Origin of the sequence: Rhizobium sp. R693, assembly GCF_002211315.1 — a bacterium.
Taxonomy (GTDB): Bacteria; Pseudomonadota; Alphaproteobacteria; order Rhizobiales; family Rhizobiaceae; genus Rhizobium.
Genome location: NZ_LOKY01000016.1, coordinates 29,381 through 55,238 on the forward strand (window position 1 = coordinate 29,381; position 25,858 = coordinate 55,238).

The 25,858-nt window shown below is 59.4% G+C and carries 25 protein-coding genes and 1 riboswitch; of the genes, 18 read left to right on the forward strand and 7 right to left on the reverse strand.

The window, feature by feature from the left end; translation table 11 throughout:
• Positions 1–176: 176 nt before the first annotated feature.
• Positions 177–3,887, reverse strand: coding sequence for a trifunctional transcriptional regulator/proline dehydrogenase/L-glutamate gamma-semialdehyde dehydrogenase (gene putA / locus ATY79_RS15870; RefSeq protein ID WP_245312387.1), 3,711 nt, complete (start codon positions 3,885–3,887; stop codon positions 177–179).
• Positions 3,888–4,008: 121 nt separating this feature from the next.
• Between putA and ATY79_RS15875 the strand changes: the two genes are divergently transcribed.
• The 8 genes from ATY79_RS15875 (at position 4,009) to ATY79_RS15910 (ending at position 11,109) form a co-directional block, all read left to right on the forward strand.
• Entirely contained in the window at positions 4,009–4,479 is a 471-nt protein-coding gene (locus tag ATY79_RS15875; protein WP_088704344.1) for an Lrp/AsnC ligand binding domain-containing protein, read from the forward strand.
• A gap of 127 nt (positions 4,480–4,606) precedes the next feature.
• Positions 4,607–5,491: a dihydrodipicolinate synthase family protein gene (locus ATY79_RS15880; RefSeq protein WP_088704387.1), complete on the forward strand. Its 885-nt coding sequence runs from the start codon at positions 4,607–4,609 to the stop codon at positions 5,489–5,491.
• Positions 5,492–5,496: 5 nt separating this feature from the next.
• Positions 5,497–6,174 (forward strand): GntR family transcriptional regulator, encoded by a 678-nt coding sequence (locus tag ATY79_RS15885; protein WP_189638024.1) that lies wholly within the window; start codon positions 5,497–5,499, stop codon positions 6,172–6,174.
• A 54-nt stretch (positions 6,175–6,228) separates the two neighbouring features.
• A complete protein-coding gene (locus tag ATY79_RS15890; protein WP_088704346.1) occupies positions 6,229–7,560 on the forward strand; it encodes a sugar ABC transporter substrate-binding protein in 1,332 nt (443 codons plus the stop codon).
• Complete coding sequence (locus ATY79_RS15895) at positions 7,560–8,495, forward strand: sugar ABC transporter permease (RefSeq protein WP_088704347.1); 936 nt, start codon at positions 7,560–7,562, stop codon at positions 8,493–8,495. The genes ATY79_RS15890 and ATY79_RS15895 overlap by 1 nt, the downstream gene beginning before the upstream one ends.
• Positions 8,495–9,310 (forward strand): carbohydrate ABC transporter permease, encoded by an 816-nt coding sequence (locus ATY79_RS15900; RefSeq protein ID WP_088704348.1) that lies wholly within the window; start codon positions 8,495–8,497, stop codon positions 9,308–9,310. The genes ATY79_RS15895 and ATY79_RS15900 overlap by 1 nt, the downstream gene beginning before the upstream one ends.
• The gene (locus ATY79_RS15905) at positions 9,307–10,287 is read left to right on the forward strand and encodes a sugar kinase (RefSeq protein WP_245312388.1); all 981 of its coding nucleotides are present in this window, start codon (positions 9,307–9,309) and stop codon (positions 10,285–10,287) included. Before ATY79_RS15900 ends, ATY79_RS15905 begins: the two co-directional genes overlap by 4 nt.
• A gap of 189 nt (positions 10,288–10,476) precedes the next feature.
• Positions 10,477–11,109: a DUF982 domain-containing protein gene (locus ATY79_RS15910; RefSeq protein WP_189638025.1), complete on the forward strand. Its 633-nt coding sequence runs from the start codon at positions 10,477–10,479 to the stop codon at positions 11,107–11,109.
• Between the two features lie 286 nt (positions 11,110–11,395).
• Here ATY79_RS15910 and ATY79_RS15915 read toward each other — a convergent pair whose 3' ends face one another.
• The 3 genes from ATY79_RS15915 to ATY79_RS15925 form a co-directional block, all read right to left on the reverse strand.
• Positions 11,396–12,751 (reverse strand): GGDEF domain-containing protein, encoded by a 1,356-nt coding sequence (locus ATY79_RS15915; protein ID WP_245312389.1) that lies wholly within the window; start codon positions 12,749–12,751, stop codon positions 11,396–11,398.
• A gap of 9 nt (positions 12,752–12,760) precedes the next feature.
• A complete protein-coding gene (locus ATY79_RS15920; protein ID WP_088704352.1) occupies positions 12,761–13,516 on the reverse strand; it encodes a transporter substrate-binding domain-containing protein in 756 nt (251 codons plus the stop codon).
• A gap of 379 nt (positions 13,517–13,895) precedes the next feature.
• On the reverse strand, positions 13,896–14,354 hold the full coding sequence (locus tag ATY79_RS15925; protein WP_088704353.1) for a hypothetical protein: 459 nt from the start codon (positions 14,352–14,354) through the stop codon (positions 13,896–13,898).
• A gap of 540 nt (positions 14,355–14,894) precedes the next feature.
• A riboswitch (TPP riboswitch) is annotated at positions 14,895–14,991 on the forward strand.
• Between the two features lie 50 nt (positions 14,992–15,041).
• On the opposite strand from ATY79_RS15925, the gene thiM reads away from it, so the two are divergent.
• The 6 genes from thiM to ATY79_RS15955 all read left to right on the forward strand — a co-directional run bounded on the left by thiM (position 15,042) and on the right by ATY79_RS15955 (position 20,387).
• Complete coding sequence (gene thiM, locus ATY79_RS15930) at positions 15,042–15,845, forward strand: hydroxyethylthiazole kinase (RefSeq protein WP_088704388.1); 804 nt, start codon at positions 15,042–15,044, stop codon at positions 15,843–15,845.
• Entirely contained in the window at positions 15,842–16,477 is a 636-nt protein-coding gene (gene thiE / locus ATY79_RS15935) for a thiamine phosphate synthase (protein ID WP_088704354.1), read from the forward strand. The genes thiM and thiE overlap by 4 nt, the downstream gene beginning before the upstream one ends.
• Positions 16,474–17,304: a bifunctional hydroxymethylpyrimidine kinase/phosphomethylpyrimidine kinase gene (thiD, locus tag ATY79_RS15940; RefSeq protein ID WP_088704355.1), complete on the forward strand. Its 831-nt coding sequence runs from the start codon at positions 16,474–16,476 to the stop codon at positions 17,302–17,304. The genes thiE and thiD overlap by 4 nt, the downstream gene beginning before the upstream one ends.
• 297 nt (positions 17,305–17,601) lie before the next feature.
• Positions 17,602–18,582 (forward strand): ABC transporter substrate-binding protein, encoded by a 981-nt coding sequence (locus ATY79_RS15945; RefSeq protein ID WP_245312392.1) that lies wholly within the window; start codon positions 17,602–17,604, stop codon positions 18,580–18,582.
• Positions 18,583–18,675: 93 nt separating this feature from the next.
• Positions 18,676–19,494 carry an ABC transporter ATP-binding protein gene (locus tag ATY79_RS15950; RefSeq protein ID WP_088704357.1) on the forward strand — a complete coding sequence of 273 codons (819 nt, stop codon included), beginning with the start codon at positions 18,676–18,678 and terminating at the stop codon, positions 19,492–19,494.
• Between the two features lie 14 nt (positions 19,495–19,508).
• Positions 19,509–20,387, forward strand: coding sequence for an ABC transporter permease (locus ATY79_RS15955; protein ID WP_088704358.1), 879 nt, complete (start codon positions 19,509–19,511; stop codon positions 20,385–20,387).
• A 50-nt stretch (positions 20,388–20,437) separates the two neighbouring features.
• Here ATY79_RS15955 and ATY79_RS15960 read toward each other — a convergent pair whose 3' ends face one another.
• Together ATY79_RS15960 and ATY79_RS15965 are read right to left on the reverse strand one after the other, a co-directional pair.
• Positions 20,438–21,844: a sensor histidine kinase gene (locus ATY79_RS15960; RefSeq protein ID WP_088704359.1), complete on the reverse strand. Its 1,407-nt coding sequence runs from the start codon at positions 21,842–21,844 to the stop codon at positions 20,438–20,440.
• Between the two features lies 1 nt (position 21,845).
• Positions 21,846–22,511 (reverse strand): response regulator, encoded by a 666-nt coding sequence (locus ATY79_RS15965; RefSeq protein WP_088704360.1) that lies wholly within the window; start codon positions 22,509–22,511, stop codon positions 21,846–21,848.
• Positions 22,512–22,829: 318 nt separating this feature from the next.
• Here ATY79_RS15965 and ATY79_RS15970 point away from each other — a divergent pair, with 318 nt between their 5' ends.
• Positions 22,830–23,135 carry a hypothetical protein gene (locus ATY79_RS15970; protein WP_088704361.1) on the forward strand — a complete coding sequence of 102 codons (306 nt, stop codon included), beginning with the start codon at positions 22,830–22,832 and terminating at the stop codon, positions 23,133–23,135.
• A gap of 176 nt (positions 23,136–23,311) precedes the next feature.
• On the opposite strand, the gene ATY79_RS31570 is transcribed toward ATY79_RS15970, so the two are convergent.
• Positions 23,312–23,494 carry a hypothetical protein gene (locus ATY79_RS31570; RefSeq protein WP_088704362.1) on the reverse strand — a complete coding sequence of 61 codons (183 nt, stop codon included), beginning with the start codon at positions 23,492–23,494 and terminating at the stop codon, positions 23,312–23,314.
• 152 nt (positions 23,495–23,646) lie between these two features.
• On the opposite strand from ATY79_RS31570, the gene ATY79_RS15980 reads away from it, so the two are divergent.
• From ATY79_RS15980 to ATY79_RS15990, 3 genes are all read left to right on the forward strand, one after another.
• Positions 23,647–23,973, forward strand: coding sequence for a hypothetical protein (locus ATY79_RS15980; RefSeq protein ID WP_088704363.1), 327 nt, complete (start codon positions 23,647–23,649; stop codon positions 23,971–23,973).
• 279 nt (positions 23,974–24,252) lie between these two features.
• The gene (locus ATY79_RS15985) at positions 24,253–24,594 is read left to right on the forward strand and encodes a hypothetical protein (RefSeq protein WP_245312390.1); all 342 of its coding nucleotides are present in this window, start codon (positions 24,253–24,255) and stop codon (positions 24,592–24,594) included.
• A 386-nt stretch (positions 24,595–24,980) separates the two neighbouring features.
• The gene (locus tag ATY79_RS15990; protein WP_088704364.1) at positions 24,981–25,853 is read left to right on the forward strand and encodes an MBL fold metallo-hydrolase; all 873 of its coding nucleotides are present in this window, start codon (positions 24,981–24,983) and stop codon (positions 25,851–25,853) included.
• Positions 25,854–25,858: the final 5 nt, after the last annotated feature.

Here is a 25,858-nt window from a genome sequence, read left to right on the forward strand (position 1 = left end):
GGCCGATCCGCTTACTGGCGCTCGTCAGGTTGTTAGCGACTGCAAAAGCGGAGCCAAGGCTTCATCTCAGTCTTCTCGGCGACGCGAAAATCTCTTCGTCGCACCACACATAACAGACGCTCTGCTCTTACCCTCAAGACATCTAATCCCGGTCGAAACAACGTGACACCATGGGCCTACCCTATCGACATCAGGCTGGCGTTGCCGCCGGCTGCGGCGGTGTTGATCGAGGTGGACACCTCCTCCAGAAGCCAGTTGAGGCAGTAAGCGTCGGGATCGCGTTCAAGCTGCTCGCTCGAAGCTGACTGGGTCAGCAGCAGAGGACCGGGCATCACAGCGAGTTTTGCCAGCATGGCCGAAACGCGGTCGGCGTCGCCTTCAATCAGAGCGCCGGCCATCGGGCTGGCCTTTGCGGACGCCGCTTGCCAGGAAAGCCGTTGGGCGACGCTGGTGGGAACGCCGTTCAGCGTCGAGCGGAGACTGTCATCAGCGTCGATGACAGCGCTGTTACCGGTGGCGAGAACCGCCGAGACCTGGCGAATGAGGCCGGTCCGAGAGGCCGCAGCGCAGAGGATCGCGCCTCGCGCGTGAAGCGCATAGAGGTTGCGCTCGCCGACGGGACCGGCAAGCTCGGTTTCCAGGCCCAGAGCCGATTGGCTGCCGAGATGGCGCGCCATTTCCGCGTCGTCTGAAAGCCCCTGTTGATCCAGCCACTTGGCAAAGTCGGAAAGAGCGGGATCGCTGTAGACGGAGCTGTGTTGCGGCGGGATCGGCGGCGTTGTGACCAAACGCCCGAGATAGAGCGGACCGCCTGCCTTGGGACCTGTGCCCGACAAGCCGCGACCGCCAAAGGGCTGGACGCCGACAACGGCGCCGATGACGTTGCGGTTTACATAGAGATTGCCGGCCTTCACCTGCGACGTGACGGTCGCGATCGTCTCGTCGAGGCGCGTGTGGAGACCGAAGGTCAGGCCGTAGCCGGTGCCATTAATCTCGTCGATCAGGCGACCAAGATCCTGGCGCCGCCACCGGATGACGTGCAGAACGGGGCCGAAAACTTCGCGCTTCAGCTGCGAGATCTTGTCGATCTCGATGATCGTTGGTGCAACGAAGGTTCCGTGCTTGGTCGCATCCGGCAAGTCAACGCGCTCGACAGCGCAACCGGCGCTGCCCATGGCGGCAACGTGGGCCTCGATGATGGCCTTGGCTTCAGCGGTGATTACCGGACCGATATCGGAGGCCAGCCGGTTGGTATTGGCGATCGAAAGCTCGCGTAACGCGCCCTTCAGCATGGTCAGCGTGCGATCAGCGACGTCTTCCTGCAGGCACAGGATGCGCAGTGCTGAGCAGCGCTGCCCGGCGCTGTCGAAGGCCGAGGCGATCACGTCGCCGACGACCTGTTCGGCGAGTGCCGAGGAGTCGACGATCATGGCGTTCTGACCGCCAGTCTCTGCAATCAATGGGATCGGCTTGCCGTCCTTTGAGAGGCGTTTGGCAAGTTCGGCCTGGATCATACGGGCGACTTCGGTCGAGCCTGTAAACATAACAGCTGCGGCTTCAGGGGCTGCAACAAGGGCCGCCCCTACCCTTCCGTCTCCGGGAACCAATTGGACGACGTCTGCAGGAATTCCGGCCTCGTGCAGGATGCGAACGGCCTCGGCGGCAATCAGCGGTGTTTCTTCCGCGGGCTTTGCAAGGACCGGATTGCCGGCGACAAGAGCGGCAGCGACCTGGCCGGTGAAGATTGCCAGCGGAAAGTTCCAGGGGCTGATGCAAACGACCGGCCCGAGTGGCGCGTGCGACGGTCCAAGCGTGCGGCGGCTCTGCTCGGCATAGTAGCGCAGGAAGTCGATGGCCTCGCGCACTTCGGCAACCGCGTTTAGCAGCGATTTACCGGCCTCGCGGATAATGAGGCCCAAAAGCGTTTCCATTTTCGCCTGCATGATGTCGGCGGCACGATCAAGCAGTGCCGCTCTTGCAAGGGGCGATGCCGCAGCCCAGGACGAGGCAGCCTTCAGTGCGATCGCGGCTGCATGAGCCGCCTCTTGCACGGTCGCTTCGCGCACGCTACCGACAACGTCACGGCTGTCGGCCGGGTTTGGAACGTTACGGGCCGCTGGCGCCGCATCGGTCTGGCTCGTTGGCGCGGCCGTCCACGAGAACCTGGCACTCGCCTTCAGTGTTTCGGTCAGCGTCTGCAGAGAGGTTTCGTTGGAGATATCGAGGCCGGCAGAGTTGCGGCGCTGACCGTACAGATCGCAGGGAAGCGCGATCTTCTCGTGCTTTTGACCGGGCACCGGCATTTTGGCGACGATCTCGACCGGATCGGCAACCAGCTCATCGATCGAGACATTGGGGTCGGCAATGCGGTTTACGAAAGAGGAGTTGGCACCATTTTCGAGAAGACGGCGCACGAGGTAGGCAAGCAGGGTTTCATGGGTACCGACGGGGGCGTAGATGCGGCACGGACGGTTGAGGTTCTGCCGACCGACAACCTCGTCGTATAGCGGCTCCCCCATACCATGCAGGCACTGGAACTCGTACTTGCCGACATAATAGTCCGCGCCGGCCATGCGGTAGATGGTGGCAAGTGTCTGCGCGTTGTGGGTGGCGAATTGCGGGAAGACCGCGTCGGTTGCGGCAAGCAGCTTCTTGGCGCAGGCGATGTAGGAAACGTCGGTGTAGATCTTGCGGGTAAAGACCGGAAAATCCTCCAGGCCATCAAGCTGCGCGCGCTTGATTTCTGCATCCCAATAGGCACCCTTGACGAGGCGTACCATGATGCGCCGACCGGCACGACGAGCAAGATCGATGATGAAGTCGAGCACGAAGGGGCAGCGCTTGCCGTAGGCCTGAACCACGAAGCCCATGCCGTTCCAGCCGGCGAGGTCTTCGTCGAGACACAGCGTTTCGAGGATATCCAGTGACAGCTCCAGCCGGTCTGCCTCCTCGGCATCGATGTTGAGGCCGATGTCATAGGATTTGGCGATCACTGCAAGCGCCTTTACCTTTGGCAACAACTCGCCCATGACGCGGGCGCTCTGAGCTCTCGAATAGCGCGGATGCAGGGCGGAAAGCTTGATCGAAATGCCGGGGCCTTCATAAATGCCGCGGCGGTCGGAGGCTTTGCCGATGGCGTGGATCGCTGCTTCGTAGTCCTTGTAATAGCGCTCGGCGTCGGCGCCTGTGGTCGCCGCCTCGCCGAGCATGTCATAGGAGTAGCGGAAGCCGCGCTGCTCCAGCGGCTTTGCCCGCTGGAGCGCTTCGTCGATCGTCTCACCGGTGACGAACTGCTCGCCCATCATGCGCATTGCCATGTCGACGCCGCGCCGAATGACAGGCTCGCCGCAGCGTGCGATGAGGCGGGTGAGCGCTGCCGAGAGGTTGCGATCGTTGACTGTCGCGGTGAGCTTGCCGGTAACCACCAATCCCCAGGTTGCGGCATTTACGAAGAGCGAACGACCGCCACCGAGATGCGATTTCCAATCGCCTTCTGCAATCTTGTCTCGGATCAGGGCGTCGCGCGTTGCCGTATCGGGAATGCGCAGTAAGGCTTCGGCGAGACACATGAGTGCAACGCCTTCCTGGCTTGAAAGCGAATATTCGTGAACGAGACCCTCGACGCCAGTGCCCTTGTGCTTGGCGCGCAGCGCCCCGATGAGCTCGCGGGCCGTTGCAGCCGCGTCCTGCCTGACCTTTTCGGGAAGCGCGGCGGCGTCAACGAGCCGTGGGACGCAAACGGTCTCCGGTGTACGGTAAGCGGCCGTGATGGCACGCCGCAGATCGCCTTGCGGTCGCACTGCCGGGGCAAAATCCTCGAAGGGATTCTGACCGTGAGGCTGCGTGTCACCGGTCTTGTTCGCCACCGCTTCGTTGGTGATCGTCATCTCTTTGCTCCAGGTCGGAATGGTGGAAGATCCATAGCAGTTCCCAAGAAGTGAATTTCACTTGAACGTGACTCAATAGAGATATATTTGCCTATTTTAGGCGCAACGAAGAGGAAATACCGTGAGCATTGTTACAAATGGCAGGGAAATCGACCAGTTCGACCACAAGATCATCGAAGCCCTTGTCGCCGACGGTCGCATATCGATTACCGATCTTGCCAAGAAAGTGGGCCTCTCCAACACCCCCTGCCAGGTCAGGTTAAAGAGATTGATCGAAGAAGGCTATATTCTTGGCTTTCGAGCCATTGTTGATGTCAAAAAGCTCGGCAAGAATCACGTTGCGTTCACGGAGGTAAAACTGTCGGACACGCGTGAGCATGCGTTGAAGGCTTTCAACAACGCCGCGCGCAAGCTGCAGGAGGTCGAGGAGTGCCATATGATCGCCGGCGCGTTTGACTACCTTTTGAAGATACGCACGTCAGACATTGCCAATTACCGCCTCGTGCTCGGCGAAAAGATCTCGAGCCTCCCCTTCGTCGCCAGTACATCGACCTTCGTGGCGATGGAAGCGGTCAAGGAAAGTGGCGCCTGACGATGATTGTGCTCGCCTAAGCTCTTTCACGGCACCTGTCCTGCTTAAGTGCGGCACTTACATTTTACCTATTTACAGCTAACATGTCAGTCTGCTACCTCTAACATATCGACTTGGAGGATTGATGTTGACTGAGAAATTCGGGCTTTCCGTTGCCCTTGCAACTCCGTTTGATTCCAATGGCCATATCGCCGTTGACGCGATGATTGCGCAGGCAAGACAAAGCCTTGCGGCTGGATGTTCAAGTGTCACGCTGTTTGGCACCACCGGCGAAGGCTCTTCAATCGGAACCGAGGAACGTGAGCGTATCCTCGGCGCATTTCTCAATGCCGGGATCGAGCCGCAAAAGCTGGTTATGGGCGTGCTGGTTGACGCCGCCGAAGATGCCGCAGCCCAGGCAGGGCACGCCCTTTCGCGCGGTGTGCGCAACATCCTTTTGGCCCCGCCTTCCTATTTCAAGAACGTCAGCGACGACGGCCTCTTCAAGTGGTTTTCTGCTGTCTTCGCGATCCTCGGCGACAAGGCGCGCGACATTATCGTCTACAACATTCCGTCGTTAACCATGGTGCCACTGACCGTGTCGCTGATCGGGCAGTTGCGCACGGCCTTTCCGACGATTGTCACTGGCGTAAAGGATTCATCCGGCGACTGGCCCTATACCGAAAGCCTGCTCAAAGCGCACGGCGATCTCATCATTCTGATCGGCGATGAGCGGCACCTCGCAAGGGGCGTGCGCCTTGGCGGCCAGGGCGCGATCTCCGGCATGGCGAACTTCCTGCCTGGCGAGGTGAAGCTCATGGCGGAAGAAGGCAAGGATGATACGCGCGTAGAGGGTTTTGTCGGCGAGCTTCTGCAATATCCGGTGACTGCGGCCGTCAAGGTCATGGTCGCTCGCCTTGCCGGCGACAAGATGTGGCTTTCCGTTCGTCCGCCACTCGTTTCGATTTCCAGCGACGGACAGGAAAAGCTTGCTCTTGCCTTCGATGCACTTTTCCGCTCCAAGGCAGCATAGGTGCGATGTACGAGGGGGAGGCAATGGACGGGTCGGATGAGCAGCCAACATTGCGCGAGAAGGCCTATGCAAGCTTTACGCGCCATCTGCTCGCGCATGACGTGCGCCCCGGTCAATTTGTATCCCAGCGTCGCCTCGTGGAACTGACGGGATTGCCGCTCGGCGCAATCCGGGAGCTTATCCCGCGACTTGAGGCCGAAGGGCTGATCAAGACGGTGCCGCAGCGCGGGCTGCAGATCGCCCATATCGATCTCAATCTCATTCGCGAGGCGTTTCAGCTGCGCCTGTTTCTGGAGAAAGAAGCAGTCGCATTGTTTACGCATTCCGCCTCCGACGAGACGATTGCGAACCTTCTCAAACAGCATCGCGACATCGCTGATGCCATTCGCAATGGCGACGCCTCGCACGAGCTGGAAGTGCACGCACAGGCGGTTGACTGGGGCATGCATGACGCTTTCATCGATGCGCTCGGCAACACCATCATTTCGAACGCCTACCGGGTCAATTCCATCAAGATGCGCCTGATCAGCCAGGAGCGCTTTCGCATTGAGGGGCACGTTGGCCCCGTTATGGGCGAGCATCTTAAGGTACTCGAGGCGATCGAAAGACGATCGGCAGAGGATGCCGTCAACAGCCTTGCGACGCACATCAACCATGCAAGGGATCGCGCACTGAGGATGTAGTCGACAATAACGCGCCGGCATGAGGAGATCGCCGGCAACAAGAGGAGGAGTTACATGCCATCATCATTTTTCAACCCCACTCGCCGTGGTTTTCTTGCCGGGACGGCTGCTCTTGGCGCCAGCGGCCTGTTAGGGGTCCGCTCGGCATCTGCTGCCGTCGATTGGAAGCGTTTCGCCGGCACGACGCTGGAAGTCAATCTGGTCAAAAGCCCGCGAAGTGAGACGCTGATCAAATATCTGTCTGAGTTCGAGGCACTGACGGGCATCAAGGTCAATGCCGAAGCCACGCCAGAGCAGCAGCAGCGCCAGAAGACCACGATCGAACTGAGTTCCGGCAAGCCGAGCTTCGACGTCGTGCATATGAGCTATCACGTGCAAAAGCGGCAGTTCGAAAAAGGCGGCTGGCTTGCCGATATCAGCAGCTTCCTAAAAGACCCTTCCCTCACCGATCCGTCTTTGGTCGAAAGTGACTTCGCCGAGGCCGGCATGAAATTCGCCAAGGATTCCGATGGCGTGCTCCGTTCGCTTCCGTTCTCAGTCGACTACTGGATCGTTTACTGGAACAAGGCGCTCTTCGAAAAGAAGGGGCTTTCCTATCCGACCACGTTTGAGGAGATGGCACATGCCGCCGAGGTGCTGACCGATCCGTCGACCAACACCTACGGCTTCGTTGCCCGTGGCCTCAAGAATGCCAACACGCCGGTTTGGACGACGCTATTGCTCGGCTATGGATCGAGCCCGCTCGGACCTGATGGCAAGCTGCGCACCAATTCTGAAGAGGCCGTCGAAGCAGCCAAGCTCTACCAGCGGCTGATGACCAGGGCAGCGCCTCCCGGTGTCTCCGGCTTCAACTGGGCAGAGGCCCAGTCGGCCTTCCTGCAGGGCAAGATCGGCATGTGGCTCGATGGCGTGGGTTTTGCGCCGCCGATCGAAAACCAGGAAAAGTCTCGTGTCGTCGGCCAGGTCGGATATGGCGTCATGCCGAAGGGGCCGAAAGCCCAGGCAGCGGCAACCACAGGAGACGGCCTGGGCGTTGTCGCCGCAAGCCAGAAAAAGGAAGCCGCATATCTCTTTTGCCAGTGGGCCATTTCCCACGACATGGGGGCGCGCCTGCTCCAGGCCGGCGCCGGCGTTCCGTTCCGCCAGTCCGTGCTCGAGGATCACAAAGTGCGCGAAGGCGTGAAAATGCCGGCCGCGTGGCTCGATGCTGTTGCCAATTCCGCGAAGGTGTCGCAGCTTGCCCTGCCGATCATCATACCCGTCACGGAGTTCCGTGACATCTACGGGGTCGGCCTCACCAACATGATCGGCGGTGCTGATCCAGCCACGGAGTTGAAGGCTGCCACAGCTCAATTCGAGCCGGTCCTGGCACGAAGCGAGGGATAATGGCTTCGGTGAGCATGGAAACCGCAACTGCGGTCAAGGCCAAGCAGAGGAGCAAACCGGGCCGGTTTGCTCCCAATTACTGGCCTTTCGTTATCCCCGCCCTGATCGTCGTGGCGGCTGTGATCGTGTTTCCCTGGGTCTTTACCCTGTGGATGAGCGTCAACAGCTGGACGCTTGGCCAGACACAGGTCTTTGCCGGGCTGGACAACTACCTGCGCCTTGCGGTTGACCTGCGCTTTTGGGACTCGCTATGGCATACCGTGCTCTACACGACGCTGTCGGTCGCAGCTCCGCTTTTCCTGGGGACGCTGGCCGCCCTCATCTTCGATGCCCAGTTCCCGTTGCGCGGCATTATGCGCGGCATATTCGTGATGCCGATGATGGCGACCCCGGTCGCCGTCGCGCTCGTCTGGACAATGATGTTCCATCCGCAACTCGGCGTTTTGAACTACCTGCTTTCCCATATCGGGATCGGTCCGCAGGAATGGATCTACAACCAGACGAGCGTCATCCCCTCGCTGGTGTTGGTGGAAACCTGGCAGTGGACGCCGCTCGTCATGCTGATCGTGCTTGGCGGCCTGGCCGCAGTACCGCGCGAACCCTACGAGAGCGCGGAAATCGACGGTGCCAATGTGTGGCAGAAGTTTCGTTACCTGACGCTGCCGATGATTGCGCCGTTCCTGATGATCGCCGTCATCATTCGTAGCATCGATGCGGTCAAGAGCTTCGACATCATCTACGCGATGACACAAGGCGGCCCCGGGACCGCGTCGGAAACGATCAACATCTATCTCTACAACACGGCCTTCGCCTACTACGACATCGGCTATGGCTCGGCGATGGCGGTTGTCTTCTTCATCTTGATCGTGGCGCTTTCCTTCATTCTCTTGATGGTCAAGCAGCGCACCAACTGGTCCGACGGGGAGACACACTGATGAAGCGCAAGGCGCTAGATCGCATCGGACTTCTTTTCGTGGCGCTGGTGATGGTCTCGCCAGTGGTCCTGTTCTTCCTCTGGATGATCTCATTGTCTCTGAAATACGAGATCGACAATGGCGCGTATCCGCCGATTTTCATCCCGGAACGCCTCGCCTGGTCGAACTATGTCAAGGTGTTCGAGGAAAACAACTTCTTCCTCTATCTCTGGAATTCGGTTCTGGTCACCGGTACGGCGACGCTTCTGGCACTGGTAATCGGTGTACCGGCCGGTTACGGCATTGCCCGTCTGAAGGCTGAGAAATCCGCTGTCGTCATCATGATCGCGCGCATGACGCCTGGCCTTTCTTTCCTCATTCCCCTCTTCCTGCTGTTCCAGTGGCTGAACCTGCTCGGCACGCTATGGCCGCAGATCATCATCCATCTGGTCGTCACCGTCCCGATCGTCGTCTGGATCATGATCGGCTATTTCGAAACAACGCCGATGGAACTGGAGGAAGCCGCAAGCATCGATGGGGCAACGCCGTGGCAAGTGTTCCGTCTGGTGGCTCTGCCGATTGCCAGGCCCGGGATCGTCGTTGCCTTCATCCTGTCGGTCATCTTCTCCTGGAACAACTTCGTCTTCGGCATCGTCCTTGCAAGCCGTGAGACGCGTACGCTGCCCGTTGCGGTCTATAACATGCTGTCGTTCGAACAGGTCAGCTGGGGGCCTCTTGCCGCAGCAGCCCTGATCGTCACTCTGCCAGTGTTGATCCTGACTGTCTTTGCACAGAGGCAGATTGTCGCCGGCCTGACGGCAGGTGCAGTGAAGTGATATCTGCAATCTCGATGGAAGAGCCGCCGGTGCGGGCCAGGCACGTTCTGTGTGTCGGAGCAGCTGTCCTCGATACCCTCTTCAGGGTCCGTGTTATGCCGACCGGGCAAGGAAAAGTCCTTCCCTACGATATGCAGCAGATTGCGGAAGGTATGGCCTCGAGCGCCGCCTTTGCCGTTGCAAGACTTGGCGGCAAAGCCAGCCTTTGGGGTGCCGTCGGGGACGACGAGACCGGCGAGCGCATCATCAGCGAGCTTTTTGAAAGCGGCATTGACACCCGTGGCATGCACCGCGTGGCAGGCGCTCGCTCGGCCGTGTCGACGATCCTTGTCGATGATGTTGGAGAGCGCCTGATCATCCCCTTCTACGAAGAGCGGCTGCATCAGTTCGTTCCCCCGGTTAGCGCTGACGATGTCGCGGCATTCGATGCGGTCCTGGTCGACGTTCGTTGGCCACAATTGGCATTACAGACGCTGCTCGCTGCCCGTGAAGCCGGCATACCCGCGATCCTCGATGGTGACGTGGCGCCCAATGGTGTGATCGCGATGCTGGCGCCTGCAGCAAGCCACATAGTCTTTTCTCAGCCGGCCGCAGAAGGCCTTGCGGGAACGGCAGACCCGGTATCGATGGTCCGCTTGCTGAAGGAGCGCTTCAGCCACGCCTTCGTCAGCGCAACATTCGGGGATAGAGGCTCCTATTGGTTTAATGACGACCGTGCCTGCATCTGCCATCTCGAAGCACCACGGATTGCGGCCATCGACACACTGGCCGCAGGTGATATCTTCCATGGAACCTTCGCACTCATGCTTTGCGAGGGCATGGCGATTGAGGATGTGATGCGCTCGTCCTCGATGGCGGCGGCCATTAAGTGCCGGACATTTGGAGGGCGCATGGGGGCGCCCGATCGAGCCTCGCTTGATGATGCTCTGAAGAACTGGCCAGCCCGGGCCGCCGACGTCACATCTTGCGCGAAATAACAATCACATCGCATTGATATTGCTTATTATCCGCACTAAATAAAGGCGAGCTCCCAAGATTTACTCTCATCCCGCCTCGCATCGAAATCGGAGCGGCCCGCTCTTGCCAGGACGGGCCTATATCCAAGCTTGCCATTCAGCCTCATGCAGATCCAAGGTGCTCGAACCGCGTCGGATTGCGCTCAACAGGTGCCGGAAGAGATCCGAAGGACCGCTGAGGCTGCGAAGCGGCAGCTTGGCGATTTTGGCTCTTCTTTTTTCAATTCCGGCCCGCGCAGGCTTTCCTTGAAGATGTCTGCAGGGCTCATGCGGGTCTTGCCCCTGGCCTCTCTCACTTCCGGCGGAACCCTGCACAAGGATCGGGACATCTCTTACGCGCGCTCGTGCACTCGACCGGTCTCGAGCCGTGATGAACCGTCCAGATGTGAGGACACGGGATCGCATGGCCTTGCCTGTCCGCAAGGGCTGGAATGCCGTCGCCGGGGCCGTCTTCAATACTCAAGATTGTGTATTGCCAAATTATCACCACTGCGCGAATATTCTGGCAGTTTGGTTTTGAGGATGCGACTTGCCATGGACATGTGGAAGCCGCCGGTCATTATCATCGGCACCGAGAGTGGCGCTATGTTTACAATCGCCGATAGCCGGGCGGCGATTGACTTCCTGTTGATGCGCTGGACGGGCAAATTAAGCCCCGCCTACCAGACCGCTATCTATGTCTGCGGTCGTTCGATTGCAGATCAAAAGGAAACCGCAGCCGCCCAAGAGGCTTTTCTTGCCGTTCTGTCGGATGCTGAGATCGCGTTCGATTTCCTGCAATAGGCGATGGCCTATGCGGCTTGCGCCAGACACTGACTAGCGCCGGTTTGCGAAACCGCGAGGTTCTCAACCGCCATGGATAACGGCTGAGGCGGACAAAACCTCGTCTGGAAGCGGTCGGCGGGAATGTGACGGCGCATTTCCTCCATGCGGCACGCCTAAGCCGTTCTAACCGCCTGCAGGCGGTTGCCTGTGTCCCGTCATTGCGACGTATAGATCATGCCACCAGCATGTGAGCTTCGTAGGGGCGCTAAGAAGGAAGCCGCAGCCAAGGCACGCCAGAGCATCACTATGCAGTGGCCCTGCCTCCACCCATCATCGGGCGGTCGACTTCGGCCCGATTGCGGCCGGATCGCTTGGCCGCATAAAGTGCGCGATCGGCTTTCTCGAGAAGGTCGGCGGAATTGTCTGCAGGTGAGGTGGTAAAGGAGACACCGACGCTGGCGGTAAAGCGTAAAATCGTCCCGTCAACGCTTTGCGTTTCAAGCAACTCTATCTTCCGGCAAAGGAACCGAGCATACTCAAACGCGTGATCGGATGAGGGAGCGTCGTAGACGACGACGAATTCTTCGCCTCCAAATCTGGATGCCAAGGCGTTCGATAGGTCTGGGATATTCTCAAGGAGACCAGCGAGGGATTTGAGACAGCGATCGCCAGTTGGATGTCCATGCTGATCGTTGATCGATTTGAAATGATCGATATCGATCAGCAGAACGGCTGTGCCCCATTCTGCCGACGATCTCAGGATCGCTGCGGCCAAAAATTTCTCGAACATGCGGCGATTGGCCAGTCCCGTTAAAGGGTCTTTCTCGGCGAGCGCCTGCAATACCACATTCGTGCGACGCAATTCACTGGCGGTGCTTCCGTAGGAGACGATCGCATCTCCAATGAGTGCCAACTCCTTGAGCCGTGGCTTGCTCTGCGGGGGTTCAAGCGCTTCGTCCTTTTCGATCCGGTGAAGGTTGCGGATCGCCGCGCCGATTGGTTCTGCAAGGTGTCGGCGCGCCAGTAACAGTAAAACCGGTACGAACAAGGCGGGAATGATGAGCGCGACGATCACGAGATAGCGAACCGCCACGGCACTCCGTTGAATGCCTCCGGCGATGTCGTCTGCCACAACAGCGGAGTTCCCGCTGACCTCCTTGCCCATCGTTTCGAGAATGCGTATCGCCTCTTCATATGCGACAAGACCCGCCGTGGATTTCGCTGAGCCTGCGGATGCACTATCACTGGCTTCGATGTCTGCGTCTTCCCGCTCTTTCTGACGCGTGGCCGCTATGGTCTTCGCCAGCGAGGCCACCTTACGGGATCCGGCGGTTAGGGCGCTTGAACCATCGAAACCGAAACCCTGGGCAAGTGCCTGGATTTGCAATTGAAGTTGGCGTTCCAGTCGACGGTCGTTGGCGAGAAAAATGGCGCGCACAAGAGACGACATCCGTTCAACCTTGACGGCATTTCGGGTCTGCGACAGGATCAACGGTATCTGCGTCTCGCGGGTTGCAATAGCGTCTTGCTCGATGCGGGTCAGAAACAGACCCGCGCCCAGCGCCGCAAGCACCGAGTAAACGACCGCAATTAGCAGGAAGATTCGTCCGACAAATCGGAGCGACACCCCGCGAATTGTCGGTGATCGAGTATCGGTCAATTGGCCGCCCTAGTAGATGTTGAAAGGGAAATATTGATCGTTGATCTTGTCGTAGACGCCATTGAGTTTGATTTGCTTTAGCGCCTCGTTCACGCGAGCTATGAGTGCGATATTGCCTTTTTGCGCGGTGATATGAGCGGAGCTCTGCAGGAACTCGCTGGAAATCGGATCTCCGATATAGCCGTACGTGGAACCCGTGGGTGTTTCCATGAAGCTCAAAAGCTCGATGGCGTCACCAATCAACAAATCGGCTTTCTTTTCTTCGAGCAGTTTCTGCGCTGACGGCTGGTCTTTTGCCAGGACTGTGATGCTGTCTTTGTACGCCTTCTTGGCATAGTCGGCCTGGACCGTTCCATCCGCAGCAGCAATGCGGGCACCCGCCAGAGCGGCGGGAGAACTGTCCGTAAATTTCTCGGCGTCACCGATCAGGACCGAGTGCGAGCGATAGTATGGCGCGGAGAATTCGACGCGTGCGGCACGCTCCTTCGTATATGCCATGCTGGCGATGATCAAATCATACTGGTTGGACTCCAGGCCTTCGATAATCTTGGACCACTCCACCGTCTGAAAAGTGCAGTCAGCTTCCAGCTGTTTGCAAAGTGCTTTTGCAATGTCGACGTCAAAGCCTTTTAGGACACCGCTCTCATCAACAAAATTGAAAGGTGGATACGCCCCTTCTGTCGCAATCCTGAGGTGCTCGGCAGGGAAGGCGGATGAAATGCCAGCAAGTAGAACACCTAGGGCCAAGACCGCGATTCGCATCATGTGGTTCTCCATTTCCCGCAACCATAGTCTGAAAAGACTAAGGAAATCCTGAAATGGCCGCTCGAACTCGACCGGATGAGGCCACCGATGCGCGCTGATTGCCGGCCGCAAAGGCCTTAATCGACCCGCATCGAGGCAGACGAGGTGGCAAAGCTATGGTTGCGCTCCTGATACCGGCTGCCTTTGCAGATTCGTGACGACGTCCCCTCGCCGCTTGGGATTGGCTCCGACGGCCAAGGCCGGTCCTGCGCGGAGAACCAGAGTAAGTTTGGGAAGGGATTGAGGCTCGTCAGGCCCGCAGGGCCGGTGCGCTGCAAATGCGGGCACAAGGCCCCCCGGCTTTTGGTGAGGCAGCGCCTGTCGCGGTGATTACCGCACATCACAGACGGACGTGTCCGTCGATTAGGCGCCTTACCCAGTCTATTTCTTCTGATAAGCGACGGATCATCTCGATCGTGAGCTCGTGCTCTTTGCCGTCAGCCGCCTTGCAGACCACAACCGCGCTATCTGCTTCCCAGGGGTCGGCGAACGCGGAATGAATGCAATGCGCAAGAAGGTTCCGAGATGCAGCGACCTTTTCCACCGCGTCGAGATGGGCGGCGATCACATCGTGATCAGCTTGAGCGGCGCGCCGCACGCGCATGTGGCTTCGCCAATGAGAAATGATGGGACCTTTCGTTATGCGCTCCTGCATTCCCGCTTCCTGCAGTTGGGCGCGCATCGCACTTTCGAGAAAGCACCAACGGATTAGAACGTTACCGATCTCTGAGGCCAGGTCACGCAATGTTGGATTGGAGGCATTCATGATGGAAAGGATCACCACGCTAAATAGAATCAACCCTACCGCGAAGAATGAAGGCGTATGACGCTTCCGTCTACTTATCCGTTTAGGTGAACTTGGCGGCAAGAACAAACGACGAAACGTCGTCAAAAGCTGTGGTTCAAACCGACCACCATTCTCCCTTATTTTTGATGGGTTGACCCCGGAGCCGAACCCCAGCCCCTCCGTGGGTCAACGGGGCGTGCGGTTGGGGGCTATGGCGAATTTACTCTACCCGCGCGCTCCCCCTTTGCGAGGTTCTTTGAGCCGAGAACGGAACAAAATATCGTCACCGACCATTTGTCCAATGCCTTGGGAGTCGAAACCCCTCAAGGCCAATGCTCCCTGCCCCGCAACCGCGACAGCGGGGACTTTTTTAGGCCGGCTGCCGGGGGCGGCAAGCGGCTTTGCACTTGGCGAGTTGACTGCGGCAAGCGCGTCGGGGACATCTCCCTCAAAAGTCGCGGAAATCAAGAACCCGCCACACCGATCGCCAGCTCCTGCGCCGCGATACTCATTTTATGGATGACAGCCACGCGCTTGTCTGCGACAAGAGCCGATGAGAGACAGGGGCGCCTTCCTAACGGTTGGCTGAGAAGCACCCTTTGAACCTGAACCGGATCATGCCGGCGGAGGGAGTCGCTCGGGACCTTTCGCTTCCTGCGTTCGTCGCCCGCGCCTTTCTCCCCGATCGAAAGGCGCACGATGCTTGACCAAACCTCGCCGGGAATGTTGCTTTGCGAATTACACAAGCAACCACCGCTCGTCCACTGCATCACCAACTTCGTTGCCATGAACATCGCAGCCAACGTGCTTCTGGCGACTGGCGCTTCTCCCGCCATGGTGCACGCGGAAGAAGAGACTGGTGAATTTGCCGCAATCGCCGGCGCCCTGACAGTCAACATCGGTACACTGTCGTCAGGCTGGCTGCGCGGCATGGAGGCGGCCGCCGTCGCGGCCCGCCAGTCCGGCAAGCCATGGGTTCTCGATCCGGTCGCCCATTATGCCACGGGTTTCCGTCGCGCGGCCGTGGCCCGGCTGCTGGAGCTTGGTCCCGCCGTCATTCGGGGCAACGCTTCGGAGATCATCGCGCTTGCCGGCGGCGCAAGTCGCGGTCAGGGCGTCGACAGCCGTGACGGTGTCGAACAGGCCGAGGAATCCGCCCGGCTGCTTGCTCGGGCGCATGGAGCGACCGTTGCGGTGACCGGCATCGTTGACTTTGTCACAGACGGCAAACAGGCGGCACGCATCGAGGGCGGCTCGGCATTGATGCCCCAGGTGACCGCGCTCGGTTGTTCCCTGACCTGCCTTGTGGGAGCTTTCGTAGCGGTTCGCCCGCACGCGCCATTCGAGGCAGCGGTTGCGGCCCTTGCGACCTTTGCTGTTGCCGGCGAGATGGCAGCCAGCAAGGCGCACGGCCCGGGTTCGTTTTCGCCAGCGTTCCTCGACGCGCTGGCAGCGCTCGACGCCTCCCTGCTTGATCGAAAAGCCAAAGTGTCTGCCGCATGAAACACCTCGATCTTTCTCTCTACCTCGTCCTCGATCCTGGCCTTTGCGCTGCCTTCGGGATGGTGGGGACCGCACGTGCAGCGGTCGCCGGCGGGGCTAAAATAGTGCAGTTGCGCGACAAGCGTGCAGATACCGCCCAAATGATTAAGACCGGGCGGGCACTTAAGGCGGCTTTGTCTGGCAGCGGCGCGCGGCTGATCGTCAATGACGACGTGGAGGCGGCGATCGCAATCGGTGCAGACGGCCTGCATGTCGGACAGGAGGACATGGACGCGCCGACTGCCCGGGCACGGATTGGGCCGGACATGATCCTTGGGCTCTCGGTCGAGACCGAGGCACTGGCTGCAGCGGTCGATCCTGAAATCGTCGACTATGCCGGTATCGGCCCGGTATTTGCGACGCCGACGAAGGCGGACCACAAGGAGCCGATCGGTTTTGCCGGGCTTGCTCGCCTGGTGCGGATCTGCCCCGTTCCCTCAGTCGCAATCGGCGGCCTGAAGGCTGTCCATGTGGGGGACGTTTTCACGGCCGGCGCTGACGGTCTTGCGGTCGTCTCGGCGATCTGCGGCACGCCCGATCCGGAGGCTGCCACCCGCCAGTTCGCCAAAAACATCGAAAGGGTTTACGGATGATCCGCAACGTTCTGTCCATAGCCGGTTCCGATCCCTCGGGCGGAGCCGGAATCCAGGCCGACCTGAAGGCCTTCTGCGCCCGAGGCGTCTACGGCATGGCAGTGTTGACTGCGCTAACGGCGCAAAACACGCAGGGTGTGTCCGGTGTCCATCTGGTTCCCGCCGCTTTCGTGGCCGATCAGATCAGAGCAGTTTTTGCCGATGTGCGCGTTGACGCGATCAAGATCGGCATGATTGCCAACGCGGAGATCGCCGATGCGGTAGCCGATGCGATCGAACCCCATAAGGGCATACCGATTGTCCTTGATCCCGTGATGGTCGCCAAAGGTGGCGCTGCCCTCCTCGATCCGTCAGCGGTCGACGTCCTTACCCGGCGCCTGCTGCCACTTGCGACGCTCATCACACCCAATCTGCCCGAGGCTGCAGCACTCCTGCATGCAGCGACGGCCGAAACGCGCGCGCAAATGGCGCATCAGGCGCAAAGCCTGCGTGCGCTCGGCCCTGAGGCCGTGCTGGTCAAAGGCGGGCATCTGTGCGGCCATGAAAGCCCGGATGTCCTCGCAACCACCGCCGGCCCAAGCTGGTTCGAGGCGCAGCGGATACCAACGGCGAACACGCATGGCACGGGCTGCACACTGTCGAGCGCGATTGCTGCCGAACTTGCAAAGGGTGCGGCGTTGCCCAAGGCGGTGGCGGATGCGAAGGCCTACCTTGCCGGAGCCGTGGCGCAGGCCAACACGTTGAATGTCGGCTCCGGTCATGGGCCGGTCCAGCATTTTCACGAACTCTGGTCCATGGCGCTCCGCGAAGCCGAAATACGGACGTAACACTCAACGAAGCTTTACCTGTTGCGCGCCTGCCGGATGAACACGATTTTTTGGAAACGTTGATCGACCGCCTGTGGCAGAGGCGGTGATGCATCTTAAAAATCGCGCTTTGGACGGACACGCGACCTCTTGAGCGAGCCTGCAAAAAAATCGCGCGTTGAAAGCTGGCTGAAAGCTCGGGGTGCTAATCCTTTTTCCATGCACCGGGGAATATGCGTTGGAGAGCGTTGCGCCGGTGCCATACGCAACAGGGAGGAATTCATGCGTTTTCATCGCAGCTTCGTGCGCGCTTTTTCCATGTCTGCTCTGGCCATTGCCGGGCTTTTTGCCACAACCTCGCTTGCCGGTGCATCCGAAAAGATCACCATCATGGTCGGCGGTTATGAAAAGCAGATCTATCTGCCGGCCAAGCTCACCGAAGCCCTGGGCTACTTCAAGGACGAAGGGCTCGATGTCGAATTGCTCAACGAGGCCGCTGGCGTTGATGCCGAAAACCAGCTTCTCGCCGGGGCGGTCCAGGGTGTCGTTGGCTTCTATGATCACTGCGTCGACCTTCAGGCCAAGGGCAAGTTCGTCCAGTCTGTCGTCCAGTTCAGCCAGGCGCCGGGCGAAGTGGAAGTCGTTTCCAACAAATATCCCGACGTGAAGAGCCTTGCCGACCTCAAGGGCAAGAATCTCGGCGTGACGGGGCTTGGCTCCTCGACAAACTTCCTGACCCTCTACATGGCGTCCAAGGCCGGCCTTTCGGGCGGCGACATCGTCACCGTGCCGGCTGGCGCCGGGGCGACCTTCATCGCCGCCATGCAGCAGGACCAGATCCAGGCCGGCATGACGACCGAGCCCACCATCTCGCGTCTCGTGAAGACTGGCGACGCTCGCGTCCTTGTCGATTTGCGCACCGTCGATACCACGCGCGCAGCGCTTGGGGGTACCTACCCCGCCGCTTCGCTGTACATGGAGACGGCCTGGGTGGATGAGCACAAGGAAGAGGTCCAGAAGCTTGCCAACGCCTTCGTCAAGACCCTGAAATTCATCAACACCCATTCGGCCGCCGAGATCGCCGAGAAGATGCCGAAGGATTTCTACGTCGGTGACAAGGATGGATACGTGAAGGCGCTCGAAGCGGGCAAAGGCATGTTCACGGCCGACGGCGTGATGCCGCAAGACGGTCCGAAGACGGTCCTCGCCGTGCTCTCGGAGTTTTCCAAGAACGTCAAGGGCAAGCAGATCGACCTGTCCAAGACCTATACGAGCGAATTCGTGAAGAACGCAAAATAGCCAATCCTCCCGACCGCTCCCGCCTCCGGGCGGGGGCGGGTTCTTCGGAGATATCGTCTGCGAGCGCAAATTGCGCCGCCGAAAGGATAACCCATGTCCAAAAATCAGGGCCGGGAGCCGGCCATCGAGCTCATCAATGTCACACGGCGCTTCGTCTCCCCCACCGGCAAGACGCTGACGGCGCTCAGGGACTTCAACATGACGGTGGAGCGAGGCGAATTCGTCGCGGTGGTCGGTCCGACCGGCTGCGGCAAGTCCACCACCCTGAACCTGGTCACTGGTCTGGCCAAGCCCTCGGCCGGCGAAGTGCGGCTGATGGGTGGCCCTGTGAAGGGCATCGACCCCCGCGTCGGCTTCGCGTTCCAGAAGGATGCCCTCTTTCCCTGGAAGAACGTCATCGACAATGTCATGGCTGGCCCCCTCTTTCGCGGCCGGTCGCGGGTCGAGGCGGAGGCAGCCGCCAAAGACTGGCTCGCCCGCGTGGGGCTGTCGAAATTCCTGCATCACTACCCGCACCAGCTTTCGGGCGGCATGCGCAAGCGCGTGGCGCTTGCCCAGACCTTCATCAACGAGCCGGAAATCCTTTTGATGGACGAGCCCTTTTCCGCCCTCGACGTGCAGACCCGCACCGTCATGCACGAAGAACTGCTGAAGCTCTGGGCGGAACGCAAGGCATCGGTGGTTTTCGTCACTCATGATCTCGAAGAGGCGGTGGCGCTCGCCGACAAGGTCTATGTGCTGACAGCCGGCCCGGCGACGGTGAAATCCGTCTACCACATCGATCTGCCGCGTCCCCGCGTGGTTTCGGAAATCCGCTACGAGCACGCCTTCATCGACTACTGCAAAACCATCTGGGACGACCTGCGCCAGGAGGTCGAGACCAGCTATCGCCGCGCCAGCGAAGCGGCGTGAGAAAGGATAAGGCCATGACGGACATTACCATGGAGACGGGCATTACTTCTTTTCGTCCGGGTACGTCGGACAAGGAGATTGAGGCCGCCGCGCTGAAGGCGATCAAGCGCCGCAAGCAGACGGTCTTCTTCTGGCAAATCACGATCCTTGTCGCAGCGCTCGGGCTGTGGGAGCTCTCTTCCGATTTAGGCTGGATCGATCCCTTCTTCTACTCAAGTCCCTCCGGGGTCGTGCAACGCCTTTATGAATGGACGACGGAAGGCACCGCGGAAGGGTCTCTCTGGTATCATCTCGGCGTGACGATGGAAGAGGCGCTGATCGGCTTCTTCACCGGTTCGATTGCCGGCGTCGTGATCGGCGTCGGGCTTGGACGCAACCCGATGCTCTCCGATATTTTCTCGGTCTACATCAAGGCGATCAATTCGATCCCGCGCGTCGTTCTCGCACCCATCTTCATCATGATCATGGGTCTCGGTCTCGCCTCCAAGGTGGCACTTGCCTTCGTGATGGTATTTTTCGTGGTCTTCGCCAACGCTTTCCAGGGGGTGCGTGAAGCCGACCGCGACATGATCGCCAATGCCCGCATCCTTGGCGCGTCGGACTGGCAGGTCACCCGCACCGTCGTCATCCCCTCGGCGATGAGCTGGATTTTCGCCAGCCTGCATGTGTCCTTCGGCTTCGCCATCATTGGCGCGATCGTCGGCGAGTTCGTCGGCGCCCGCTTCGGCATCGGTCAGCTGATCTCGATCGCCAAGGGTACCTTCGATGCCGCCGGCATGTTCGCCGCCATCGTTCTCGTGATGGTCGTGACGCTTGCGGCCGAATATGTGATGACCCTCGTCGAGAACCGGCTTGCCAAGTGGCGCCCGCAACAAAGCCTCGAGACACATTGAACCGATCGCTGATCAACCGCTATCGAGGGGGCCGCAAAGCCCCCTCTTTGCTATGACGCCAACGGCAAGCGGACCGTCACGGCAAGCCCGCCGCTTGGCGATGTCCCAAGATCGATGGAACCGCCGGCACCGTCCAAGACTTCATGGACGATGGCAAGGCCAAGCCCACTGCCCTCGGCTTGGGTTCCGATAATGCGATAGAAGCGTTCGAAAACCTGGTCACGTTCGTTTTCCGGGATGCCGGGACCGGAATCGTCGACTGTTAGTACCACTTGCGCTTGATGACGCGTTACGCTGACGGTGATCTCGCCTGGTGCCGGCGTATAGCGCAACGCGTTGTCGACGAGATTGACGACCATCTCGCGCAGCATCGTCTCGTCGCCCACCACCGGGGCCTGACCGTTCGCCTCAAGACCAATGTCGATCCCGCGTCGAAGTGCCTCCTCCGCATGGGCCTCGAGCACTTTACGCGCGACCTCCGCCATGTCGACACGTTCGGCGCGCGGGGCGCGACTGCCCGGCTCGGCACGCGTCAGGGTAAGAAGCTGTTCGGCGAGGCGAGACGCCTGCCGCGTGCTGCGGGTAAGCGCTTGCAGTGCCTCGTGGCGGCGGGTCGGGTTGCTTTCACGCGCCGCGAAACCGGCCTGCGTCGCAAGCAGCGTCAAAGGTGTCCTGAGCTGATGGGCGGCATTGGCGACGAACCGGCGCTGGGCTCCCATCTGCTTCTGTACCCTGCCCATGTAATCGTTGAGAGCGTGCACAAGCGGTTGCAGCTCCGTCTGCACGCTTGCCGGATCGAAGGGTTCAAGTCGTTCGCGCCGGCTCGCCAGGACCGCATCGCGCAGCCTCAGCACGGGTGCGAGCAGGCGCCTCAGACCAAGCACGGTGACAAGGCCGGCGGCCACAACCAGTGCGACCTGATTGGTGAAATCGGACATCCAGAGGCTTCGCTTCAGCGCGCTTTCACTGTTCAGCGTCACCGCCACGGTCACCGTCGCGACGCCGTCATTGCCAAGACCGACGACCGGATGGTCGATCGCCATCGCCCTGATATCGAGGTCGCGAAACCGCATATCCTGACCGGTGCCGAGCTTTTCAGGCTGCACAAGCGTCGGGTCGCCGGCAACGAGATTTCCCCATGGGGTCGTCACCCGATAATAGACGCGGTCGCCATAGCCGGTGCCGAAGATCTCGAGGGCAGCCGGGGGAATGTCGACCGTGATCGTGCCGCCTGGATCGACACGCACCGCTTCGGCGATCATGCGCGCGGAACCTAGCAGCATATTGTCGGTGACGATGTTTGCGGTGAAGACGGCACGGCGCTGGCTGACATAAAGGTTGAGACAGAGCACGCAGACGAGCGTTACGGTTACCCACGCAAACAACTGGGCACGAAGGCTGTGGCGAAGGCGCACAGATAGACCTGCAACGCGCGAACGCGGCCGAAAAACCGTCATCTCAAGGTGCCCTCAGCATGTATCCGAGGCCTCGCAATGTCGCGATCTGGACAGCTCCGCCTTCGAGCTTCTTGCGTACGCGGTGCACATAGATCTCGATGGCGCTCGGATCCGTCTCGGCGTCGAAGCCGAAGACACTCTCCAGAAGCTGGGCCTTGGTCACCGTCGTTCCGGCTTTCAGGATCAAATATTCGAGCACGGAATGTTCGCGCGGCGTAAGTTGCAAGGGCTCGCCCTTGAGGCTGAATTGCCGGGTGGCGCTGTTGAGCACGAGATCGCCCACGGCGATTGCCGGATTTGCCAGATCATGCCCCCGCCGGATCAGGGCACGCAGCCGCGCTTCCAGTTCGGCAAGCTCGAAGGGTTTGGCAAGATAGTCATCGGCTCCCGTGTCGAGGCCCGCTACGCGTCCGTCGAGCGAGGCATTGGCCGTCAGGATAATCACGGGCGTCTTGTTGCCAGCACGGCGAATGCGTTTGAGCAGCGTCATCCCGTCGACCTTGGGCAGGGAAAGATCGAGGATGACCGCCGCGTAATTCGCGATGGCGAGAAAATGCTCGGCCTCCTCGCCGTCATGCGCCGCATCGACAGTATAGCGAGCCTGCTCAAGCGCCCTCGCCAGCCAATCTGCCAGCTCGTGATTGTCCTCAACGATTAACAGTCTCATTTGCCGTCGTCCTTCGCACCGAGGAAGATTAGGAAGAAAGTATTGCAAACGCAATTGGTTGAGGTCGATCGCTACAGCGATCCATATAGCATTCTACGTGATAGATCAGCAGATGAGCGCAGGAAAACTCCTGTCGCGAGAACGGCCAGATGAGCCATCGGCGCGGACAACTGCCGCCATTCGCACGTCGCCGCTCATTCTCTCTTTTCCTGTCTTGCTTCAACCGGTGGGGCAGCTCACCATGATGGACGCGACCTGTTCGGCATCCCCGGACCGTTCAGGGTCCGCGGTCTCCGTTCGGTAGAAGGGATGGTTGCGATGTACAAGGACCGAACTGTCCAGGATTGGTACGAGGTGGGCAAAAGACAAGGCGTTCGCGCAGGCAGGCTCGGCGGGGAGGTGCAGCGCCATCAGTACGATTTTGATGACGAGGAGGAGAACGCCGACTGGATCGACGGAGTCCTCGAGGGCGTCCTGTCTGTTGGCGCCAGGATCGCCGCGGTTAAGAGCGTTCAGGATCTCATCTCAGGGTCGAAGGGCGGGCTGATCCAGGTGATCTTGGTGGAGCGTCGATGGACTTCTTCATATCGCGAATGCCCAGTCTGCTGTCGATCGGCGCCGTAAGCCGATCGACTACTTGAGATCCAGCAGACGTTCGGGAAGGAATTGACGCTGGGGAGGCTTGCAGGGATGCGCCGCACCTGTGGGCGTAAGGGCGCGCCTGGCGATTGGGAGGATCTCGCGATTGTATTGAGAGCACCTCGAATGCGCTTGGTGATTTCATAGACGGTAGTGGTGCCTCAGTAGGCGCAGGAGAGCGCGTTGGTCGGTCTGAAGCCATGGCTGCAGGCCGGATTCACCGAATGCCGTGGCTGATATTGAAAATCACCACGATTAGAATTGTCCTGGGTCGTACAAGCCGAAGCAATGGCAGCCAACCCGATCAGCATTCCGGCTGCGACGAAAGCCCGAAATTTGCTCATGTGTGTCTACTCGCAAATTGATAGGGAAACGAGAATGTTGGACTATATTAGAGTAACGGTAGCCGCTTTCGGTCAACCAAAAGATTAACTCGCCCAATATGGCATTGCCGATATATTGGGCACAACCAGTCCGCTAAAAATCGGGGTGAGGCATGTCTAGCATCTCGACAACATCAGATTTTGTCTCCGAGCTCGTTCGCGCCGCAAACCAAATTCAGCTGCTGACGCCCAACGAGCGAAAGGAGCTGGTTACTCGCGGCATCGCCAGCATCCACGAACTGCGGCTGACGCTTGACGAAAGCGGAGTGAATACACCCATGGCGTCTCGCGCACTCAGCGAGGTAGAGACATTGATTGCCGAGATGGATGATATGCCAAACGAGCTCGTTGCTGCTGCATTCATGGTTTTGTGCGACGAGATCAACACACTCCTGAGAACTTGCGATACTCCATCTGCGACCAAAGAGAGGGGGCAGTGAGGTGTTTCGGCAGCTTTTTGGCTGCCGCGATTGCGGTGAGTGCCCAAGCCTGCGCCGGAACCAGCGAAAATAACGTTCAATGGAACGCCCAGCAACAATGAAAGATCACAAAGTCGTTCAAGGTGTACCCCTACACGCCGCGCCCACATCAGGCTGAATGTTTCTTAGGGATTGCGGAATTATTGGGATGGTCAGCGATATGGCCTATCCGGACCCGATGGTCGACGGTAGGTTCTACGCCATGTGGGTCGGATCCACCTCGTAGCAGACGGGGATGAGATGAAATTGCGTTTGACATGGATCCTCATTCTGGCGTCGCCGGCGCTGCTTGCATCCGAAGCAGCTCGTGCAGACACGCTTCCGCTTTCCAAGATTGACCGCAAAATTGAGAGCCACATTCAACGCGGCAACACGAAGAAGAACGTTCAGTGCCTCGCCTTCATACTGAATGACTTCCAGGAACGAAAAATCCGCAAGTCAGACATCTACGTCACATTCGATGATCCGTATATTGACGGTATTGGTATCGGAATAGCCGAAACGGACGAGAACTACACTTGCGAAGCCGGTAAACTGCGGGCCTGGGAAGCGAATGAGTACCAGGTTGCAAAGACATTTTAACAGGACATGCATCCTCCGGAGCGCAAGCGTTTCAATACCGCGCGCGCTGCCTGCTGGATCTTCTGTCTCCATCGATATCCACGAGGATGCCGCGACGGCTCGACATGGGCTGAATTGACCGGCATGGATGGACGGCTTGTCTCGAACAACCGGCGAAACGTGACGTTCGGCCTGACAAATACACCGTCGCCACACGCGCCCAACGCTCCGATGGTCACGTCTAAAGCACGCGCAGACCGTTTAGTGACCATTGACGGCAGCATTTCCTACTGCAGAACGACAACGGGCGCTGGCAGGGTCTGATGTTCACGAGAATTCGATGTGACCACGTATGAGATATTGGCCTAAGAAGATGGTTGTCTCACCTCGTGAAAGGGATTGTCATCATGTACGGCTCCAAAGCTTCCTTCTCCGTTTGCTTGGCCTTCGCCACTGCACTGGCAACGGTGGCATTCGCCCAGATGCCGCCGCAAGAGCCCGGTTCGAAATCCTTCAAACTCGGTTCATTCGACATTGTGGCCTTGCATGACGCACAGTTCGTCAGGCCGAATGACAACAAGATATTCGGTGTCGGTCGCAGCCCTGAAGACGTCGCCGACGTCCTAAAGGCCGCAGGCGCGCCTGCGGACACGATTACGCTCAGCGTCGACGCGCTTTTGGTGAAGCAGCCAAAGCGGTTGATCCTCATCGACACAGGTGTCGGCGGCGCGCTTCTACAGTCACTCGCTCAGGCAGGCTTCAAGCCGGAAGACGTCACCGACGTGCTGATAACGCACTCCCATCCCGACCACATGGGCGGTCTCGTCAAGGACGGCAAGCTGGCCTTTCCCAAGGCAACTATCCGCATGTCGTCGCCCGAGTGGACCTTTGCCAAGAAGAACGATCAGCTCGCTGATGTCGTCAAGGCAATCGACGGGCACGTAAAGACCTTCGAGCCCGGCGCCCAGGTCATCACCGGCATTACCTCGGTCGGTTTGAAAGGACATACGCCCGGCCATGTCGGCTACGAAATGGCTTCCGGCAAGGAGAAACTGTTTGACATCGGCGATACCGTTCACAGCTCGATCATTTCACTTGCCAGGCCCGATTGGCCGCTCGGGTTCGACAGCGACGCAGCCGTCGGTGAGGAAACCCGCATTGAGACCCTGAAGAAGCTTGCCGGATCGAAGGAACTCATCTTCGCACCTCACTTCCCATTCCCCGGTGTCGGCCATATTCAGTCTGATGGCGATCACTTCAAGTGGGTTCCCGCCTCGTAAGAGGG

What these genes read in the sequence shown, in the direction of transcription:
- ATY79_RS15985 (WP_245312390.1), top strand. Translation starts at nt 24,253, where the DNA reads ATGAAATTGCGTTTGACATGGATCCTCATTCTGGCGTCGCCGGCGCTG.
- thiD (WP_088704355.1), top strand. Translation starts at nt 16,474, where the DNA reads ATGATCCGCAACGTTCTGTCCATAGCCGGTTCCGATCCCTCGGGCGGA.
- ATY79_RS31570 (WP_088704362.1), bottom strand. Translation starts at nt 23,494, where the DNA reads ATGAGCAAATTTCGGGCTTTCGTCGCAGCCGGAATGCTGATCGGGTTG.
- ATY79_RS15895 (WP_088704347.1), top strand. Translation starts at nt 7,560, where the DNA reads ATGGCTTCGGTGAGCATGGAAACCGCAACTGCGGTCAAGGCCAAGCAG.
- ATY79_RS15965 (WP_088704360.1), bottom strand. Translation starts at nt 22,511, where the DNA reads ATGAGACTGTTAATCGTTGAGGACAATCACGAGCTGGCAGATTGGCTG.
- ATY79_RS15980 (WP_088704363.1), top strand. Translation starts at nt 23,647, where the DNA reads ATGTCTAGCATCTCGACAACATCAGATTTTGTCTCCGAGCTCGTTCGC.
- ATY79_RS15945 (WP_245312392.1), top strand. Translation starts at nt 17,602, where the DNA reads ATGTCTGCTCTGGCCATTGCCGGGCTTTTTGCCACAACCTCGCTTGCC.
- ATY79_RS15890 (WP_088704346.1), top strand. Translation starts at nt 6,229, where the DNA reads ATGCCATCATCATTTTTCAACCCCACTCGCCGTGGTTTTCTTGCCGGG.
- ATY79_RS15900 (WP_088704348.1), top strand. Translation starts at nt 8,495, where the DNA reads ATGAAGCGCAAGGCGCTAGATCGCATCGGACTTCTTTTCGTGGCGCTG.
- ATY79_RS15970 (WP_088704361.1), top strand. Translation starts at nt 22,830, where the DNA reads ATGTACAAGGACCGAACTGTCCAGGATTGGTACGAGGTGGGCAAAAGA.
- ATY79_RS15950 (WP_088704357.1), top strand. Translation starts at nt 18,676, where the DNA reads ATGTCCAAAAATCAGGGCCGGGAGCCGGCCATCGAGCTCATCAATGTC.
- ATY79_RS15920 (WP_088704352.1), bottom strand. Translation starts at nt 13,516, where the DNA reads ATGATGCGAATCGCGGTCTTGGCCCTAGGTGTTCTACTTGCTGGCATT.
- ATY79_RS15960 (WP_088704359.1), bottom strand. Translation starts at nt 21,844, where the DNA reads ATGACGGTTTTTCGGCCGCGTTCGCGCGTTGCAGGTCTATCTGTGCGC.
- ATY79_RS15885 (WP_189638024.1), top strand. Translation starts at nt 5,497, where the DNA reads ATGTACGAGGGGGAGGCAATGGACGGGTCGGATGAGCAGCCAACATTG.
- thiM (WP_088704388.1), top strand. Translation starts at nt 15,042, where the DNA reads ATGCTTGACCAAACCTCGCCGGGAATGTTGCTTTGCGAATTACACAAG.
- thiE (WP_088704354.1), top strand. Translation starts at nt 15,842, where the DNA reads ATGAAACACCTCGATCTTTCTCTCTACCTCGTCCTCGATCCTGGCCTT.
- putA (WP_245312387.1), bottom strand. Translation starts at nt 3,887, where the DNA reads ATGACGATCACCAACGAAGCGGTGGCGAACAAGACCGGTGACACGCAG.
- ATY79_RS15990 (WP_088704364.1), top strand. Translation starts at nt 24,981, where the DNA reads ATGTACGGCTCCAAAGCTTCCTTCTCCGTTTGCTTGGCCTTCGCCACT.
- ATY79_RS15955 (WP_088704358.1), top strand. Translation starts at nt 19,509, where the DNA reads ATGACGGACATTACCATGGAGACGGGCATTACTTCTTTTCGTCCGGGT.